This window comes from Streptomyces sp., from assembly GCF_036566765.1.
Taxonomy (GTDB): domain Bacteria; phylum Actinomycetota; class Actinomycetes; order Streptomycetales; family Streptomycetaceae; genus Streptomyces.
The window spans coordinates 1-16,531 of the sequence record NZ_DATCVQ010000481.1 but is presented as its reverse complement, the minus strand read 5'-3'; the positions used below and the strand labels follow the sequence as shown (position 1 = coordinate 16,531).

At 73.0% G+C, this 16,531-nt stretch carries 12 protein-coding genes; 9 read left to right on the top strand and 3 right to left on the bottom strand.

Annotation, left to right across the window (positions count from 1 at the left end; all coding sequences use genetic code 11):
• Positions 1 to 139 precede the first annotated feature (139 nt).
• From speB to VIU94_RS28345, 6 genes are all read left to right on the top strand, one after another.
• Positions 140 to 1,111 (top strand): agmatinase, encoded by a 972-nt coding sequence (gene speB, locus VIU94_RS28370; protein WP_331915478.1) that lies wholly within the window; start codon positions 140 to 142, stop codon positions 1,109 to 1,111.
• 20 nt (positions 1,112 to 1,131) lie between these two features.
• Positions 1,132 to 2,814 (top strand): thiamine pyrophosphate-binding protein, encoded by a 1,683-nt coding sequence (locus VIU94_RS28365; RefSeq protein WP_331915476.1) that lies wholly within the window; start codon positions 1,132 to 1,134, stop codon positions 2,812 to 2,814.
• A 136-nt stretch (positions 2,815 to 2,950) separates the two neighbouring features.
• Positions 2,951 to 3,328 carry a hypothetical protein gene (locus VIU94_RS28360; protein ID WP_331915474.1) on the top strand — a complete coding sequence of 126 codons (378 nt, stop codon included), beginning with the start codon at positions 2,951 to 2,953 and terminating at the stop codon, positions 3,326 to 3,328.
• Positions 3,329 to 3,449: 121 nt separating this feature from the next.
• The gene (locus VIU94_RS28355) at positions 3,450 to 7,181 is read left to right on the top strand and encodes an ABC transporter ATP-binding protein (protein ID WP_331915472.1); all 3,732 of its coding nucleotides are present in this window, start codon (positions 3,450 to 3,452) and stop codon (positions 7,179 to 7,181) included.
• 95 nt (positions 7,182 to 7,276) lie between these two features.
• Positions 7,277 to 7,738: a hypothetical protein gene (locus tag VIU94_RS28350; RefSeq protein ID WP_414721031.1), complete on the top strand. Its 462-nt coding sequence runs from the start codon at positions 7,277 to 7,279 to the stop codon at positions 7,736 to 7,738.
• Between the two features lie 87 nt (positions 7,739 to 7,825).
• Positions 7,826 to 9,274, top strand: a complete 1,449-nt coding sequence (locus tag VIU94_RS28345) for a S28 family serine protease (protein ID WP_331915470.1) — start codon at positions 7,826 to 7,828, stop codon at positions 9,272 to 9,274.
• Positions 9,275 to 9,342: 68 nt separating this feature from the next.
• Here VIU94_RS28345 and VIU94_RS28340 read toward each other — a convergent pair whose 3' ends face one another.
• Entirely contained in the window at positions 9,343 to 11,163 is a 1,821-nt protein-coding gene (locus VIU94_RS28340) for a glycoside hydrolase family 3 protein (protein WP_331915468.1), read from the bottom strand.
• A gap of 366 nt (positions 11,164 to 11,529) precedes the next feature.
• Positions 11,530 to 12,441, bottom strand: coding sequence for a LysR family transcriptional regulator (locus tag VIU94_RS28335; RefSeq protein ID WP_331915466.1), 912 nt, complete (start codon positions 12,439 to 12,441; stop codon positions 11,530 to 11,532).
• Positions 12,442 to 12,533: 92 nt separating this feature from the next.
• Between VIU94_RS28335 and VIU94_RS28330 the strand changes: the two genes are divergently transcribed.
• Both VIU94_RS28330 and VIU94_RS28325 read left to right on the top strand, forming a co-directional pair.
• A complete protein-coding gene (locus VIU94_RS28330) occupies positions 12,534 to 13,466 on the top strand; it encodes an EamA family transporter (RefSeq protein WP_331915464.1) in 933 nt (310 codons plus the stop codon).
• A 32-nt stretch (positions 13,467 to 13,498) separates the two neighbouring features.
• Positions 13,499 to 14,053, top strand: coding sequence for an ATP-binding protein (locus VIU94_RS28325; protein ID WP_331915462.1), 555 nt, complete (start codon positions 13,499 to 13,501; stop codon positions 14,051 to 14,053).
• Here the strand turns inward: VIU94_RS28325 and VIU94_RS28320 are convergent.
• Positions 14,050 to 15,105 (bottom strand): LacI family DNA-binding transcriptional regulator, encoded by a 1,056-nt coding sequence (locus VIU94_RS28320; protein ID WP_331915460.1) that lies wholly within the window; start codon positions 15,103 to 15,105, stop codon positions 14,050 to 14,052. The genes VIU94_RS28325 and VIU94_RS28320 overlap by 4 nt on opposite strands.
• A 142-nt stretch (positions 15,106 to 15,247) precedes the next feature.
• Here VIU94_RS28320 and VIU94_RS28315 point away from each other — a divergent pair, with 142 nt between their 5' ends.
• The gene (locus tag VIU94_RS28315) at positions 15,248 to 16,399 is read left to right on the top strand and encodes a Gfo/Idh/MocA family protein (RefSeq protein ID WP_331915458.1); all 1,152 of its coding nucleotides are present in this window, start codon (positions 15,248 to 15,250) and stop codon (positions 16,397 to 16,399) included.
• The last annotated feature ends 132 nt before the right edge of the window (positions 16,400 to 16,531 follow it).

The window sequence follows — 16,531 nt, the reverse complement described above, 5'->3', positions numbered from 1 at the left end:
CGCGTCCTCAGTCGCCGGACGGGCACCTCGAGCCCGTCCGGCGGCTGAGGACGGAACCCGTTGCGGGAGACACCCCGCACACTTGAACAACGAAGGAACGCCCACAAGGCGTGCACCACCTCCTCAGGAAGGCACCCACATGAGCAGCAACGAAACGCCGCGCGGCCCCGTCGACTCCTCCCGCGTCCCGCGGTACGCCGGGCCAGCGACGTTCGCGCGGCTGCCCCGCCTCGACGAGGTCGGCACCGCCGATGTCGCCGTCGTCGGCGTGCCCTTCGACACCGGTGTCTCCTACCGCCCCGGCGCCCGCTTCGGCGGCAACGCCATCCGCGAGGCCTCCCGCCTGCTGCGCCCGTACAACCCGGCCCAGGACGCCTCTCCGTTCGCCCTCGCCCAGGTGGCGGACGGCGGCGACATCGCCGTCAACCCGTTCAACATCAACGAGGCCGTCGACACCATCGAGGCCGCCGCCGACGACCTGCTCGGCACCGGCGCCCGCATGATGACCCTCGGCGGCGACCACACCATCGCCCTGCCGCTGCTGCGCTCCGTCGCCAAGAAGCACGGCCCGGTCGCCCTGCTCCACTTCGACGCGCACCTCGACACCTGGGACACCTACTTCGGCGCCGAGTACACCCACGGCACCCCGTTCCGCCGCGCCGTCGAGGAGGGCATCCTCGACACCGAGGCGCTCTCCCACGTCGGCACCCGCGGCCCGCTGTACGGCAAGCAGGACCTCACCGACGACGAGAAGCTCGGCTTCGGCATCGTCACCTCGGCCGACGTCTACCGCCGCGGCGCGGACGAGGTCGCCGACCAGCTGCGCCAGCGCATCGGCGACCGCCCGCTGTACATCTCCATCGACATCGACTGCCTCGACCCGGCCCACGCCCCCGGCACCGGCACCCCCGAGGCCGGCGGCATGACCTCCCGCGAGCTGCTCGAGATCCTGCGCGGCCTGTCCTCCTGCAACCTGGTCTCCGCGGATGTCGTCGAGGTGGCCCCGGCGTACGATCACGCCGAGATCACCTCGGTCGCGGCCTCCCACACCGCGTACGAGCTGACCACGATCATGAGCCGCCAGATCGCGGCGGCCAGGCAGCAGGGCTGACCCGAAGGGCACACGAGCGCGTGACGCACGACCACGACCTGGTACTCCGACCGACCGAGGCGCAGACGGCGGCCGCACTCGCGCCGCCGCCCGGCCGAACCGGCGGGGACCTGGTCGTGGAGACCCTGCGCAGCCTGGGCGCGACCACCGTCTTCGGGCTGCCGGGGCAGCACGCGCTCGCCGCGTTCGACGCGGTCCGCCGCTCCGACCTGCGGTTCGTCGGGCTGCGGGTGGAGAACAACACCGGCTTCGCCGCCGACGCGTACGGCCGGATCACCGGCGAGGCGGCCCCGCTGCTGCTCTCCACCGGCCCCGGCGCGCTGACCGCGCTCGCCGCGCTCCAGGAGGCGGCCGCCGCGTCCGCGCCGGTCCTCGCCATCGGCAGCCAGGTCCCGGTCGCCGGGCTCGGCGGCGGCCGGCACGGCTATCTGCACGAGCTGCGCGACCAGCAGGCGTCCTTCCGGGACGTGGTGAAGTCCGTGCACACCGTGCGGGCCGCCTCCCAGATCCCGTCCGCGCTCGCCGCCGCCTGGGAGTCCGCGCTGACCGCGCCGCACGGGCCGGTCTGGGTGGAGATCCCCGAGGACGTGCTCGCCGCCGAGACCCTGCTGCCGCAGGTCACCGGCGTGGACGCGACCCCGCCCGAGCTCGCGCCGCGCCCCGAGCTGACCGCGCTCGCCGCGCACTGGCTCACCGCGGCCGAGCGGCCGGTGATCGTCGCGGGCGGCGGGGTCGTCCGGTCCGACGCGGCGGGCAAGCTGCGGCAGCTCGCGGAGCGGCTGGACGCGCCGGTGGTCACCACGTACGGCGGCAAGGGCGCGTTCCCCTGGACCCACCCGCTCTCGCTCCAGTCGTGGGTGGAGGACCGGCACGTCACGGACTTCCTGGAGGACGCGGACGTCCTGCTGGTCGTCGGCAGCGGCCTGGGCGAGCTGTCGTCGAACTACCACACCTTCCGCCCGCGCGGCCGGATCGTGCAGATCGAGGCCGACCTGGGCAAGCTGGAGGCCAACCACCCGGCCCTCGGCGTCCACGCGGACGCCCGCCTGGCCCTCCAGGCTCTCCTTGAGACGGTCGGGGTACGCGAAGACGCCGGTGCCCCGGAGCGGGTCCGCGAGGTCCTGACGAAGGTACGGTCCCGGATCGACGCCCAGGACCTCGGCCTGGAGCAGAGCCTCCTCGCTTCGATCCGCGCCGCCCTGCCGGATCGCGCGCCCAGCTTCTGGGACATGACGATCCTCGCCTACTGGGCCTGGGCCGCCTTCGACGCCCGCCGCCCCAACACGATGCACTCCGCCCAGGGCGCGGGCGGCCTCGGCTACGCCTTCCCGGCCGCCCTCGGCGCGGCCGTCGCCGAGCCGGACACCCCGGTCCTCGCGGTCTCCGGCGACGGCGGGGCGATGTACGGCATCGCCGAGCTGGCCACGGCGCAGCAGTACGGCCTCGACGTCACCTGGCTGATCGTCGACGACGGCGGCTACGGCATCCTGCGCGAGTACATGACAGACGCCTTCGGCGAGGCGGAAGGCACCGAGCTGACCAGGCCGGACTTCGTCGCCCTCGCCGAATCCTTCGGCGTCCCGGCGACCCGTACGACACCGGAATCCCTGGGCGCGGACCTGAAGAACGCGCTTACTACGCCCGGTCCGTCAGTGGTCGTCCTGCCGGCGCATCTGCGCATGTTCGCACCAACTCACCAGTAAGGGTGGGCATATGGCACATACAGGAATATTCTGGTGACACATGTGATCTCTCGGATGATCCACGCATGCGCAGCGCACACTCCTGATGAGGAGAATTCTCATGCGCCGTCACTCCGCTTTTCTAGTACCTGCAGGCGTGGCCATCGCCATCGTGGGCTTCCTCGCTCCCTCCGCCGAGGCGGGTAGCGCCCACTTCGTCGGCACGCCGACCGCGACCATCTCCGGCAGCACCTTGACCGTCAAGGGCAAGGAAGCCGGCCTCGGCAACCTGGAGCAGATCAATGTCCAGGTCACCGCCGACGCCCAGTGCGTCAACAAGGGCGGCAACAAGCCGTCGGCCGGGAACAAGGCGTCCTTCGGCGCCGGGGTCGACGTCCCGGTCCAGAACGGTAAGGCCAACTTCAGCATCACGGTCACCGCGACCTTCCAGCCCACCTGCAGCCCGCCGATGACGGTGGCATGGAGCAACATCGTCGTCACCGACACCACCAACGGCATCTCCGTGTCCCTGTAGGTGCCCCCTCTCCACCCCCGAGGTCCTAGGACCTGAGACCCCTCTTTGTTGCGGCGGGATGAAATCCCACCCCACCCGCGTTGGTGCCTTCCGGTAGAGCAGTGGAAACGGGAGGCACCACGTGGCGGCGGGGCGGAAACAAGAAGGCCGGGCACAAGACGGCTGGGCGCGCAGGCTGGCCGGGTACGCGTGGCGGTACCGGCTCAATGTGATCCTCGCGCTGGGCTCGTCGCTGGCCGGAATGGCCCTGCTCGCGATCGTGCCCCTGATCACCAAGGTGATCATCGACGACGTGATCAGCGACCGCACCCGGTCCATTGGCGTCTGGACCGGCCTGCTCATGGGCGCCGCCGTACTCGTCTACGGCCTCACGTACATCCGCCGCTACTACGGCGGCCGGCTCGCTCTCGACGTGCAGCACGATCTGCGCACCGAGATGTTCGGCACGATCACCCGGCTCGACGGGCGACGCCAGGACGAGCTCTCCACCGGCCAGGTCGTCGGCCGCGCCACCAGCGACCTCCAGCTGATCCAGGGCCTGCTCTTCATGCTCCCCATGACGATCGGGAACTTCCTGCTCTTCCTGATCTCGCTGGTCGTCATGGCCTGGCTGTCCATCCCGCTGACCCTCGTCGCCCTCGCCGTCGCCCCCGCCCTCTGGTTCATCGCCAAGCGCAGCCGCACCCGGCTGCACCCGGCCACCTGGCACGCCCAGGCGCAGGCCGCCGCCGTCGCCGGCGTGGTCGACGGGGCGGTGACCGGCGTCCGCGTCGTCAAGGGCTTCGGGCAGGAGGACCAGGAGACCGGCAAGATCCGCGAGGCCAGCCGCAAGCTGTTCGCCGGCCGGCTGCGCACCATCCGGCTCAACGCGAAGTACACCCCGGCCCTCCAGGCCGTCCCCGCGCTCGGCCAGGTCGCCGTCCTCGCGCTCGGCGGCTGGCTCGCCACCCGCGGCGAGATCACCCTCGGCACCTTCGTCGCCTTCTCCGCCTACCTGGCCTCCCTGGTAGGCCCGGTCCGCATGCTCGCCATGGTGCTCACCGTCGGCCAGCAGGCGCGGGCCGGCGTCGAGCGGGTCCTGGAGCTCATCGACACCGAGCCGGCGATCGAGGACGGAACGAAGGAACTGCCCGCCGACGCCCCCGCGACTGTCGAGTTCGACGACGTCGGCTTCGCGTACGAGGACGGCCGCCCCGTCCTCGACGGGTTCTCCCTGGAGATCCGGCCCGGCGAGACCGTCGCCGTCGTCGGCGCCTCCGGCTCCGGCAAGTCCACCGTCTCCCTGCTGCTGCCGCGGTTCTACGACGTCACCCATGGCGCCGTCCTCGTCGGCGGCCACGACGTCCGCGAGCTCACCCTCGCCTCGCTGCGCGCCGCCGTCGGACTCGTCCCCGAGGACAGTTTCCTGTTCTCCGACACCGTCCGCGCCAACATCGCGTACGGCCTGCCCGGTGCCACCCAGGAGCAGATCGAGAGCGCCGCCCGGGCCGCCCAGGCGGATCGGTTCATCGCCGAGCTGCCCGAGGGGTACGACACCAAGGTCGGCGAGCACGGCCTCACCCTCTCCGGCGGCCAGCGCCAGCGCATCGCGCTGGCCCGCGCGATCCTCACCGACCCCCGGCTGCTCCTCCTCGACGACGCCACCTCCGCCGTCGACGCACGCGTCGAGCACGAGATCCACGAGGCGCTGCGCTCGGTCATGGCCGGCCGCACCACCCTGCTGATCGCCCACCGCCGCTCCACCCTCGGCCTCGCCGACCGGATCGCCGTCCTCGACGACGGCCGGCTCGCCGACATCGGCACCCACGAGGAGCTGGAGCGCCGCTCCGCGCTCTACCGCCGGCTGCTCACCGACCCCGACGAGCTCGGCGGCGTCTCGCCCGGCCACGTCCTGCCCGTCGAGGCCGATCTCGCCGACGACCGCGCGCTGCGCGCCGAGCTCGACGCCGAGTACGACGCCGAGCGCGGCCTGACCCCGACCCTGTGGGTGCGGGACGAGACCGACGCCGAGGAGAGCGCGACCCCGGGGGCCACCCCCGAGCTGCTCGCCGCCGTCGAGGCGCTGCCGCCCGCCCTCGACACCCCGGACGTCGACGAGGCCCGGGCCGTCGCCCCGGAGAAGTCGTACGGGCTGCGCCGGCTGCTGCGCGGCTTCGGCCTCGTGCTGCTCGCCAGCCTCGGCCTGGTCGCCGTCGACGCCGGCATGGGCCTGCTCCTTCCGGTCCTGATCCGGCATGGCATCGACCAAGGCGTCGACCGGCTCGCGGTCGGCGCGGTCTGGGCCGCCTCCGCGCTCGCGCTCGGGACCGTCCTCGTGCAGTGGGTCGCGCAGACCGCGGAGATCCGGATGACCGGCCGCACCGGCGAGCGGATCCTCTACGCGCTGCGCCTGAAGATCTTCGCCCAGCTCCAGCGGCTCGGCCTGGACTACTACGAGCGCGAGCTCACCGGCCGGATCATGACCCGGATGACCACGGACGTGGACGCCCTGTCGACGTTCCTGCAGACGGGCCTGGTCACGGCCTTCGTCTCCGTGGTGACCTTCTTCGGGATCATGGTCGCGCTGCTCGTCCTCGACCTCCAGCTCGCGCTGGTCGTCTTCGCGACGCTGCCGGTGCTCGCCGTCGCCACGTACTTCTTCCGCCGCTCCAGCGTGAAGGCGTACGAGCTGGCCCGGGACCGGATCAGCGTGGTCAACGCCGACCTCCAGGAGTCGGTCTCCGGGCTGCGGATCGTGCAGGCTTTCGGCCGCGAGAAGGACGGCGCTGCCCGGTTCGCCGAACGCAGCTCCGGCTACCGCGAGGCCCGCGTGCACGGCCAGTGGCTGATTTCGGTCTACTTCCCGTTCGTGACCCTGCTGTCGTCCGTCGCGGCCGCGGCCGTCATGATCGTCGGCGCGAACCGGATCGAGGCCGGGACCCTGACGACCGGCGCGCTTGTCGCGTACCTGCTCTACATCGACCTGTTCTTCGCGCCCGTGCAGCAGCTCTCCCAGGTCTTCGACGGCTACCAGCAGGCCACGGTGTCGCTGAAGCGGATGCAGGAGCTCCTCCAGGAGCCCACGTCGACGGCCGAGGCGGCCACGCCGCTGGACGTGCGCGCGCTGCGCGGCGAGATCGCCTTCGAGGACGTGTCCTTCCAGTACGGATCCGACGAGCCCGCCCTCCGCGACATCGACCTGCGCATCCCCGCCGGGCAGACGGTCGCCTTCGTCGGCGAGACCGGCGCGGGCAAGTCGACCCTGGTCAAGCTGGTGGCGCGGTTCTACGACCCGACCGCGGGCCGGGTCGCTGTCGACGGCATGGACCTGCGCGAGCTCGACCTCACCGCGTACCGCCACCGGCTCGGCGTCGTCCCCCAGGAGGCGTACCTGTTCGCCGGGACGGTCCGGGACGCCATCGCGTACGGCCGCCCCGGCGCGACCGACGCCGAGGTGGAGGCGGCGGCCCGCGCGGTCGGCGCGCACGACATGATCGCCACGCTGGACGGCGGCTATCTGCACGAGGTCGCCGAGCGCGGCCGGAACCTCTCGGCCGGCCAGCGCCAGCTGATCGCCCTGGCCCGCGCCGAGCTCGTCGACCCGGACGTGCTGCTGCTCGACGAGGCCACCGCCGCCCTCGACCTGGCCACCGAGGCCCAGGTCAACGCGGCCACCGACCGCCTGGCCGGCCGCCGTACGACGCTCGTCGTCGCCCACCGGCTGACCACCGCGGCCCGCGCGGACCGGGTGATCGTGATGGCCGACGGCCGGGTCGCCGAGGACGGCACCCACGACGAGCTCCTGGCCCGCGACGGCCGCTACGCGCTGCTGTGGCGCACCTTCATCGGCGAGGAGGAGCCGGAGCGCGTCTGAGGGGGCTCCTGGGGGGTCTGACGGTCGCCGAGGCAACCGAACAGCACGCTCCCGCGTCGTACGCACGTACGGCTCTGATGCGGGAGGGGACCCACGTGTTCGACGGCGCGAAGGTACGGGGCGGACGGGACCGGAGCGGACGGGTACGGAGCGGACGGATACGGGGCGGACAGGCTCGGGGCGGACGGCTGGTCGCCCGGCTGCTCGCGATGAGCCTCGCCGTCGGCGCGCTGACCCTCGGCGCGCCGGGCACGCAGCAGGCCGACGCCTTCTCGGCCTGCACCGGCCGCCCGGCGAAGACCGTCTCCTTCACCGGCGGCGAGCTGCGGATCTACCGCTCCCGCCACTACGCCTGCGCGATCGCCCTGGCCAAGGCCCCCGGCTTGCGCCGCTACATGAGCGTCCAGCTCCAGCCGCGCGGCGGCCGCGCCGCGGTCGACGCGGGCCGCTTCACCCGCCAGGCCGGCCCGGTCACCGTCCACGCCCTCAACCGCTGCGTCCGCGCCACCGGCAATGTGGGCGGCCGCACCGCGTCGACCGGCTGGATCCTGTGCTGAACCACAGGTAAGGGCCAACTGGGTCTGGCGGTACGCACGTTGCCCCCGCTAGGTTCGCGACACCGTTGTGAATCAAGGGGAGGGTGAATGCGCAAGGCGCTGACAGGGATCCTGTCGCTCGCGGTGCTCATGGGCACCGTCGGCGCGACCGGGGCGGCCACCGCCGCGGAGCCGGACGCCGGGCTCGCGTCCACGGCCGCGGACCGCGCGGACAGCACGGACATCAAGGACCGCATCCTGGCGATCCCCGGGATGAGCCTGATCGAGGAGAAGCCGTACGCCGGTTACCGCTTCTTCGTACTGAACTACACGCAGCCGGTGGACCACCGCCGCCCCTCCGCGGGCACGTTCCAGCAGCGGATCACCGTGCTGCACAAGGACACCGCCCGGCCGACGGTCTTCCACACCAGCGGCTACGGCCTGAGCACCAACCCCAGCCGGCGCGAGCCCACCCGCATCGTCGACGGCAACCAGGTCTCCATGGAGTACCGGTTCTTCACGCCGTCCCGGCCGCAGCCGGCCGACTGGAGCAAGCTGAACATCTGGCAGGCCGCCAGCGACCAGCACCGCATCTTCACCGCCCTGAAGGCCGTCTACTCCAAGAACTGGCTGTCCACCGGCGGCTCGAAGGGCGGCATGACCGCCACGTACTACGAGCGCTTCTACCCGCGCGACATGGACGGCGTCGTCGCGTACGTGGCCCCCAACGACGTGGTCAACAAGGAGGACTCGGCCTACGACCGGTTCTTCGAGAAGGTCGGCACCAAGGAGTGCCGCGACCGCCTCAACGGGCTGCAGCGCGAGGCGCTCGTCCGCCGCGCGCCGCTGCAGAAGAAGTACAAGGAGTGGGCCGAGACCGAGGGCATGACCTTCAACACGGTCGGCTCCCTCGACAAGGCGTACGAGGCCGTCGTCCTCGACTTCGTCTGGGGCTTCTGGCAGTACTACGGCGAGGCCGACTGCGCGAACATCCCGGACGCGGCGACCGCGACCGACGACGCCGTGTACGAGACCATCGACGCGTACTCCGGCTGGTCGTTCTACACCGACCAGGGCCTGGAGCCGTACACGCCGTACTACTACCAGGCGGCCACCGAACTCGGCTCGCCCAGCATCAAGCTGCCGCACCTCGACGGTCTGACCCGGTACGGCTACCAGCCCGCCCGGAGCTTCGTGCCGCGCGACATACCGATGACGTTCAAGCCCTGGGCGATGCGCGACGTGGACGACTGGGTCCGCAAGAACGCCGACCGGATGCTGTTCGTCTACGGCGGCAACGACCCGTGGGGCGCGGAGCCGTTCCACCTCGGCAAGGGCGTCCGCGACAGCTACGTCTACACCGCCCCGGGCGCCAACCACGGCGCGAACGTGGCGGGTCTGACCGACGCCGAGCGGGAGAAGGCGACCGCCCGCATCCTCGCCTGGGCGGGCGTCGAGGCCCCGGCGGCCGCTGCCGCGCAGCCGCTGGCCCGGTTCGACGCGAAGCTCGACACCCAGGACCCGGAGGTCACGCGCCAGCACGCGCGCCGTCCGTGACGGTTCTCGGTAGCGATACGGGCTGCGCCCGGCGGGGTCATACCCGCCGGGCGCAGCCCGTATCTCCGTCAGCCGTACGACAGGCCGTGGCCGACCGGGTACAGCACCTCGGCGGGGTCGTCCGCGCGGACCACCGGGACGGGGAGCCGGCCCTGCGGTCGGGCGGCGCCCGCGATCACCCGGGCCGCGGCGCGCAGTTCGACGTCCGTCCAGGAGTACGCGGCGACGGTCGCCCGCTGGCCGGAGAGCTGGGCCACGTCGTACGGGTTGCGGATCGCGACCGTGACCACCGGGACGCCGGTCGCCGTCAGCCGGGACACCAGGGTCCGCTGCGGGCTGGTCGCGGAGACGTTGTACGTGCCGACGACGACCACGTCCTGCCCGGCCGCGGCCGCCACCGCCTCCTCGATCTTCGCGGCGGTCGGGGTGATCCCGGTGGACAGCGCCCGCGTGGTGAAGCCGAGTTCGGCGAGCGCGCCGGCGAGGGTCGCGGTCGGCGGGCCGGTGGTGCCGGACGGCGAGGCCGGGTCCGCGCCGACGACCAGCACCCTGGAGTGCGTGCCGCGGCTCAGCGGCAGCATCCCGCCCTCGTTGACCAGCAGGGTGGTGGTCTCCTCGGCGATCTTGTCGGCGGCGGCCCGATGCTCGTCCGTGCCGACCGTGCGGTCCACGACGGCATGGCTGGAGAACGGGTTGCGGAACAGGCCCAGTCTCGCCTTCAGCCGCAGGATGCGGAGGATCGATTCGTCGAGCCGGGCCTCCGTCAGCTCGCCGCTCTTCACCGCCCGGAGCACCGCGTTCCAGGCCACGTCCAGCTTCGGCGGGTTGAGCAGCTGGTCGACGCCCGCCTTGAGGGCGAGCACGGGGACGCGGTCGTCGCCGTACTTGGTGCGCACGCCCTCCATGCCGAGCGAGTCGGTCACCACCACGCCGTCATAGCCCAGTTCCTCGCGCAGGATGCCGGTGAGGATCGGGCGGGACAGGGTGGCCGGGTCGCCGCTCGGGTCGAGCGCGGGGACGACGATGTGCGCCGTCATGATCGAGTCGATGCCGGCCGCGATCGCGGCCCGGAACGGCGGCGCGTCCAGCTCGCTCCACTGCTCGCGGGTGTGCGTGATGGTCGGCAGGCCGTAGTGGCTGTCGGTGGCGGTGTCGCCGTGTCCGGGGAAGTGCTTCGACGTCGCGGCGACCCCGCCGCTCTGGTACCCGCGCACCTGGGCGGCCACCAGGCCGGCGACGGCCCGCGGGTCGGAGCCGAAGGAGCGGACGCCGATGACCGGGTTGGCCGGATTGACGTTGACGTCGGCCACCGGCGCGTAGTTCTGCCTTATGCCGACGGCGGCCAGCTCGGCCCCGGCGATCTGCGCCGCCCTGCGGGCGTCGGCGTGCGAGGCCCCCGCGCCGAGCGCCATCGCGCCGGGCAGCAGCGTGGCGGGCTTGCCGACCCGGCAGACGATGCCGTGCTCCTGGTCGGTGGAGATGAGCAGGGGCAGCGGGGTCGGCTGGGCGAGGCCGGCCCGCTGGATGCCGTTGGACAGGTCGGCGATCTGGTGCGGGTCGCGGGTGTTGTGGGCCCAGGAGAAGTAGATGATGCCGCCGACGTGGTACGTGGCGACGAGCTCGGCGGCGGTGCGGACGCCGATCTCCTTGAGGTTGGCGTCGATGTCCGTCTGGTCGGGCGCGGTGGCCGAGTGGCCGTACACCCGCATGACGAAGAGCTGGCCGACCTTCTCCTCCAGCGACATGCGGGCGACGAGCTGTCTGAGCGCGTGGTCGTGCCCCGCGGCGAGCGCGCTGCCCGCGGGCAGCGCGACGCCGGTGACGGCGGCGACGGCAGTTGCGGCGGTGACGGTGAGGAGGGTGCGTCGGGAGGTGGCGCGGTGGTGCACTGGTGCTCCTTCCGGCCGTGCTGGTGGTGTGGGTGAGGAGGGGGGTCTGAAGGAAACTTCCAAGATGCAGGGTTAGCCCGAAAGTAACTGCCAGGTCAAGAACCCGCGCAAGAAACGGCGCGGGTGGCGTCGGCGAGGGGCGGCCCGCCTCAAGGGCCTCGCCCGCACCCGGGGAACCCGCAACTCCCCTCCCACCCGCACCGATTCCCCGGCATCCCCGCATCCGCGGGAACCCGTGCCCGACCCGCCCCGTCCTACCCCCGTACTGCTGGCGGGTCACCGCGAACGCGCTCCCCCTCCCAGCCGCTCGCGGCCGGCAGCACACCGCCACCGGCGCGCCCCCCTATCTGGCGCCGGTGGCGGGCCTCAGGCCGCCGAGGCGACGCTGGGCCAGAGCTCCTGGAGCGTCCGTACCGTCTCGGTGATCGCCGGCCGCCGGGCCGCCCCGGCCCGCCACAGCGCGCTCAGCCGCCGCTTCGGCACCGGGGTGAGCGGTACGGTCGCCACCTCCGCCGGCAGCGCCCCGCGCCCGAGCCGCGGCACAAGCGCCACCCCGAGCCCAGCTGCCACGAGGGCCACCTGGGTGTGGTTCTCCTCCGCCTGATGGGCGATCAGCGGCTCGCAGCCGGCCGCCCGCATCGTCCGCATCAGCCAGTCGTGGCACACCGTGCCCGGCGGCTGCATGATCCACCGCTCGTCCGCCAGGTCCTCGCGCCGCACCGCCTCCCGCTCCGCGAGCGGATGCCCCCGGGGCACGAGCACGTCACACAGGTCGTCGCCGATGACCGCCTGCTCGACCCCGGGCGGGCTCGGCAGCGGCGCGATGTCCCAGTCGTGCGCCACCGCCAGGTCGATCGCGCCGCGCGCCACCAGGTCGATGGAGAGGTGCGGGTCCACCTCCGTGAGCCGGGCGTCCAGGGTCGGGTGACGGCGCGCCAGCTCGGCCAGCGCCCGCGGCATCAGGCCGCGCGCGGCGCTGGGGAAGCAGCCGATCGCCAGCCGCCCGGAAGGCAGCCCGCGCCGCTCTTCGAGCCGTACCTCCGCCTCCTCTACGAGGGACAGCAACTCCTGTGCGGTGGCGGCGAGTTGATGGGCGTCGTCGGTGAGCCGGACGCCCCGCCCCTGGCGTTCGAGGAGCGTCGTCCGGGTCTCCCGCTCCAGCTTGGCGATCTGCTGCGAGACGGCGGACGGCGTGTAGCCGAGGGCGGCGGCCGCGGCACCGACGCTGCCGTGCACGGCGACGGCGTGAAGCGCGCGGAGCCGGCCGAGATCGAGCATGGGTCCTCCAGCGCATTCGTAAGCGTTGCTGCATCCAATCATGAAGAGATCCGCGCTGGTGCTACATGGTTCGAGGCGGGATGCTCGGGGGCATGCGCCCCGTACACATCGCCCTCGCCGCGCTCGTCGCCGCGGTCTGGGGAGTCAACTTCGTCGTCATCGAGATCGGTCTCGACCACTTCCCGCCGCTGCTCTTCTCCGCCCTCCGCTTCCTCGCCGCCGCGCTGCCCGCCGTGTTCTTCGTCGGCCGGCCGACGGTCGCCTGGAAGTGGATCGTGGGGGTCGGACTGGCGCTGGGCGTGGCCAAGTTCGGCCTGCTGTTCACGGGCATGGACCTGGGCGCGCCGGCCGGCCTCTCCTCGCTGATCCTCCAGGTCCAGGCGGTGTTCACGGCGCTCTTCGCGTTCCTCGCGCTGGGGGAGCGGCCGCGCCGGCTCCAGGTCGTGGGCATGGCGGTCGCGCTCGCCGGCATCGGCGTCGCGGCGTACGACGAGGGGGCGTCCGGCCCGCTGGTCGGGTTCTTCCTCTGCGTGGCCGCGGCGGCGTGCTGGGGCGTCTCGAACGTCCTGACCCGCAAGGCGTCCCCGCCGGACGCGCTCAACTTCATGGTCTGGGCCAGCACCGTCCCGGTCGTCCCGCTGCTGATCCTCTCCGTCCTCGTGGACGGCCCGGAGCGGAACCTGGACGCGCTGCGCGGCCTCGACTGGACCGGCGTCGGCGTCATCCTCTTCGTCGCCTGGGCCGTCACGATCTTCGGCTTCGGCGCCTGGGCCTGGCTGCTGCGCCGCTACCCGGCGTCGTCGGTGGCCCCGTTCTCCCTCCTGGTACCGGTCTTCGGGATGTCCTCGGCGGCGCTGTTCCTCGGCGAGAGCGTGAGCCCGCTGCGGTGGTGCGCGGCGGCGCTGCTGGTCGGGGGCGTGGCGCTGACCTCGCTGAGGCTGGGAGGCGGAGCCGCGCGGACGGTGGTGGCAGCGGAAGGCGGGGCGTCCTCGCCGGCCCCCGTCGCGGCCGAGCACCGGCGCTGAGGCCACAGGGGGCGGGGGTTACGGTTCGGGGCATGGATCTCGTACCGATCGACGTCTCCCCCGCCCCGGGCGTACTCCTCCTCAGCGGCATCCCCGGCAGCGGCAAGACGACCGTGTCGGCGGCGCTGGCCGCGCGCTTCGCGCGTTCGGCGCACGTCGAGGTGGACGGGCTCCAGTCCCTGATCGTCTCCGGCTGCCACTGGCCGAGCCCGGACGGCGACCCGGAGGCCGACCGCCAGATCTTCCTGCGAGCCCGCAACGCCTGCCTGCTGGCGGACAGCTTCACCGCGGCAGGCTTCCTGCCGGTCCTCGACGACGTCGTGGTCCGCCGCAGCCACCTCGACTTCTACCGCGCCCAACTCCGCACCGACCGCTTCCACCCGGTCTTCCTGGCCCCCGGCCCGGAGAAGGCATGGGAACGCAACAACGCCCGCGACAAGCGCCTCACGACCGACTGGTCCTTCCTGGACGAGGCGATGCGCGCGGAGCTCTCGGCGGACGGCGTCTGGATCGACAACGCGAACCTGACGGTGGACGAGACGGTGGACGCGATCCTGAAGGCGACGGGGCTGGCGGACACCCCCTAGGGCCGGGCGCGCGGCGGCGCCGTCGAGTCGCGCACTGCCAGCTCCGCCTCGATCGTCGCCACGCCGCCTGCCGGGACGTCCTCCGTGCCCATGGCCAGGCGGCCCGCCCGTGCGCCGGCCTCCTGTAGCGGCAGGTGGACCGTCGTCAGGGCCGGGGACGTGTCGAGGGCGAACGGGAGGTCGTCGAAGCCCGCCACCGAGACGTCGCCCGGGATGCTCAGGCCCCGGTCGCGCAGGGCCGCGCAGGCCCCGAGCGCGACCGTGTCGTTGGCCGCCACGACCGCCGTCAGGGACGGGTCCCGGCGCAGGAGTTCGAGCGTCGCGTCGTAGCCCGCGCTGCGCTCGTACGGCCCGTGGACGGTGGGGCCCTCGGCGACCCCCGCCGCCGTCAGAGCCTCGCGGTGGCCCTCCAGGCGGTGCCGGGTCGTCGTGCGGTCCGCGGGGCCCGCGACGTACCCGATCCGGCGGTGGCCGAGCGTCAGCAGGTGCTCGGTGAGCCGGCGCGCGCCGCCCCGGTTGTCGAAGGCGAGCGTGGCCGCCGCCGAGTCGCCGAGCGGCAGCGGCGGCCGCCCGCAGAGCACCACCCGCGTGCCCGCCTCCGCGAGCCGCGCCAGCTTGGCCGCCGTCGCCGCCAGGTGCTCCGGGTCCTCCAGCGAGCCGCCGGTCAGCACGACCGCCGCCGCGCGCTGGCGCTGGAGGAGCGTGAGGTACGTGAGCTCGCGCTCGGGCGAGCCGCCCGTGTTGCAGACCACGGCCAGCTTCTCGCCCCCGGCCCGCCCCGACGCGCACTCGCCGATCGCGCTCTGCGCCGCCCCCGCCATGATCCCGAAGAACGGGTCGGCGATGTCGTTGACCAGGATCCCGACCAGGTCGGACGTGGCGGCGGCGAGCGAGCTCGCGGGGCCGTTCAGCACGTAGTCGAGCTCGTCCACGGCCCGCAGCACCCGCTCCCTGGTCGCCTCGGCGACGGGGTAGTTGCCGTTCAGGACGCGCGAGACGGTGGCCGGGGACACCCGTGCGCGCGCGGCCACGTCCGCCAGCGTGACGGTCATCGCGTACCTCCGGGGAGAGTCGGGCGAGCCCCTTGTCCGGGGCGTTGTCGGCAGGCTAGCGTCCCCTCATCTAGAAAGCGCTTTCTATCTTGCTTTCCCCGGTGCTTTCATTCGTTCGTCCGCAGCGGCTTGGAGGGACTTCGTGACACGCAGGACAGTCCGGATCGCCATGAACGGCGTCACGGGACGGATGGGCTGCCGCCAGCACCTCGTACGCTCCGTCCTCGCCATCCGCGAGCAGGGCGGGCTGCCGCTCGGCGACGGCGCGGTGCTGTGGCCCGAGCCGGTCCTCGTCGGCCGCCGCGAACACGCGCTGCGCGAGCTCGCCGAGCGGCACGGCCTCACCGAGTGGTCGACCGACCTCGACGCCGTCCTCGCCGACGACTCCGTCGACGTCTACTTCGACGCCCAGGTCACCTCCGCCCGCGTCGACGCGCTCAAGAAGGCGATCGCGGCCGGCAAGCACGTCTACACCGAGAAGCCGACGGCCACCGATCTCGCCGGCGCCCTCGAACTGGCCCGGCTCGCCGACGCCGCCGGCGTCCGGCACGGCTGCGTCCAGGACAAGCTCTTCCTGCCGGGCCTGCGGAAGCTGAAGCGGCTGATCGACGGCGGCTTCTTCGGCGAGATCCTGTCTGTGCGCGGCGAGTTCGGCTACTGGGTCTTCGAGGGCGACTGGCAGGACGCGCAGCGTCCGTCGTGGAACTACCGCGCGCAGGACGGCGGCGGGATCGTCCTCGACATGTTCCCGCACTGGGAGTACGTGCTCCACGAGCTGTTCGGCCGGGTCACCACCGTGACCGCGCACATCGCCACGCACATCCCGCGCCGCTGGGACGAGCGCGGAAAGCCGTACGAGGCGACAGCCGACGACGCCGCGTACGGCGTCTTCCGCCTGGAGGGCGGGGCGATCGCGCAGATCAACTCCTCCTGGGCGGTCCGGGTCCACCGCGACGAACTGGTGGAGTTCCAGGTCGACGGCACGCACGGCTCGGCCGTGGCCGGGCTGCGCGGCTGCCGCGTCCAGCACCGCTCGGCGACCCCGAAGCCGGTCTGGAACCCGGATCTGCCGGCCGGCGAGTCCTTCCGGGCGCAGTGGCAGGAGGTCCCGGACAACGCGGAGTTCGACAACGGCTTCAAGGCCCAGTGGGAGCTGTTCCTGCGCCACGTGGCCCTGGGCGAGCCGTACTGCTGGGACCTGCTGGCCGGCGCCCGCGGCGTGCAGCTGGCGGAGCTGGGCCTGCGCTCGGCGGCGGAGGGCCGCACCCTCGAAGTCCCGGAGCTGGCGCTGTGATCCGGCTGCCGCAGGCGGGCGGGGGCGTACGGGAGTACGAGCCGAGGGGCGGCGCGGCGGGGGCGGCGACGGGCGGGCCGCCCCCGGCCTCGGCGACCGCCCCGGTACCGGCCGGTGCGCCCGTGGCCGGGG

What these genes read in the sequence shown, in the direction of transcription:
- VIU94_RS28325 (WP_331915462.1), top strand. Translation starts at nt 13,499, where the DNA reads ATGGATCTCGTACCGATCGACGTCTCCCCCGCCCCGGGCGTACTCCTC.
- speB (WP_331915478.1), top strand. Translation starts at nt 140, where the DNA reads ATGAGCAGCAACGAAACGCCGCGCGGCCCCGTCGACTCCTCCCGCGTC.
- VIU94_RS28335 (WP_331915466.1), bottom strand. Translation starts at nt 12,441, where the DNA reads ATGCTCGATCTCGGCCGGCTCCGCGCGCTTCACGCCGTCGCCGTGCAC.
- VIU94_RS28345 (WP_331915470.1), top strand. Translation starts at nt 7,826, where the DNA reads ATGCGCAAGGCGCTGACAGGGATCCTGTCGCTCGCGGTGCTCATGGGC.
- VIU94_RS28320 (WP_331915460.1), bottom strand. Translation starts at nt 15,105, where the DNA reads ATGACCGTCACGCTGGCGGACGTGGCCGCGCGCGCACGGGTGTCCCCG.
- VIU94_RS28330 (WP_331915464.1), top strand. Translation starts at nt 12,534, where the DNA reads ATGCGCCCCGTACACATCGCCCTCGCCGCGCTCGTCGCCGCGGTCTGG.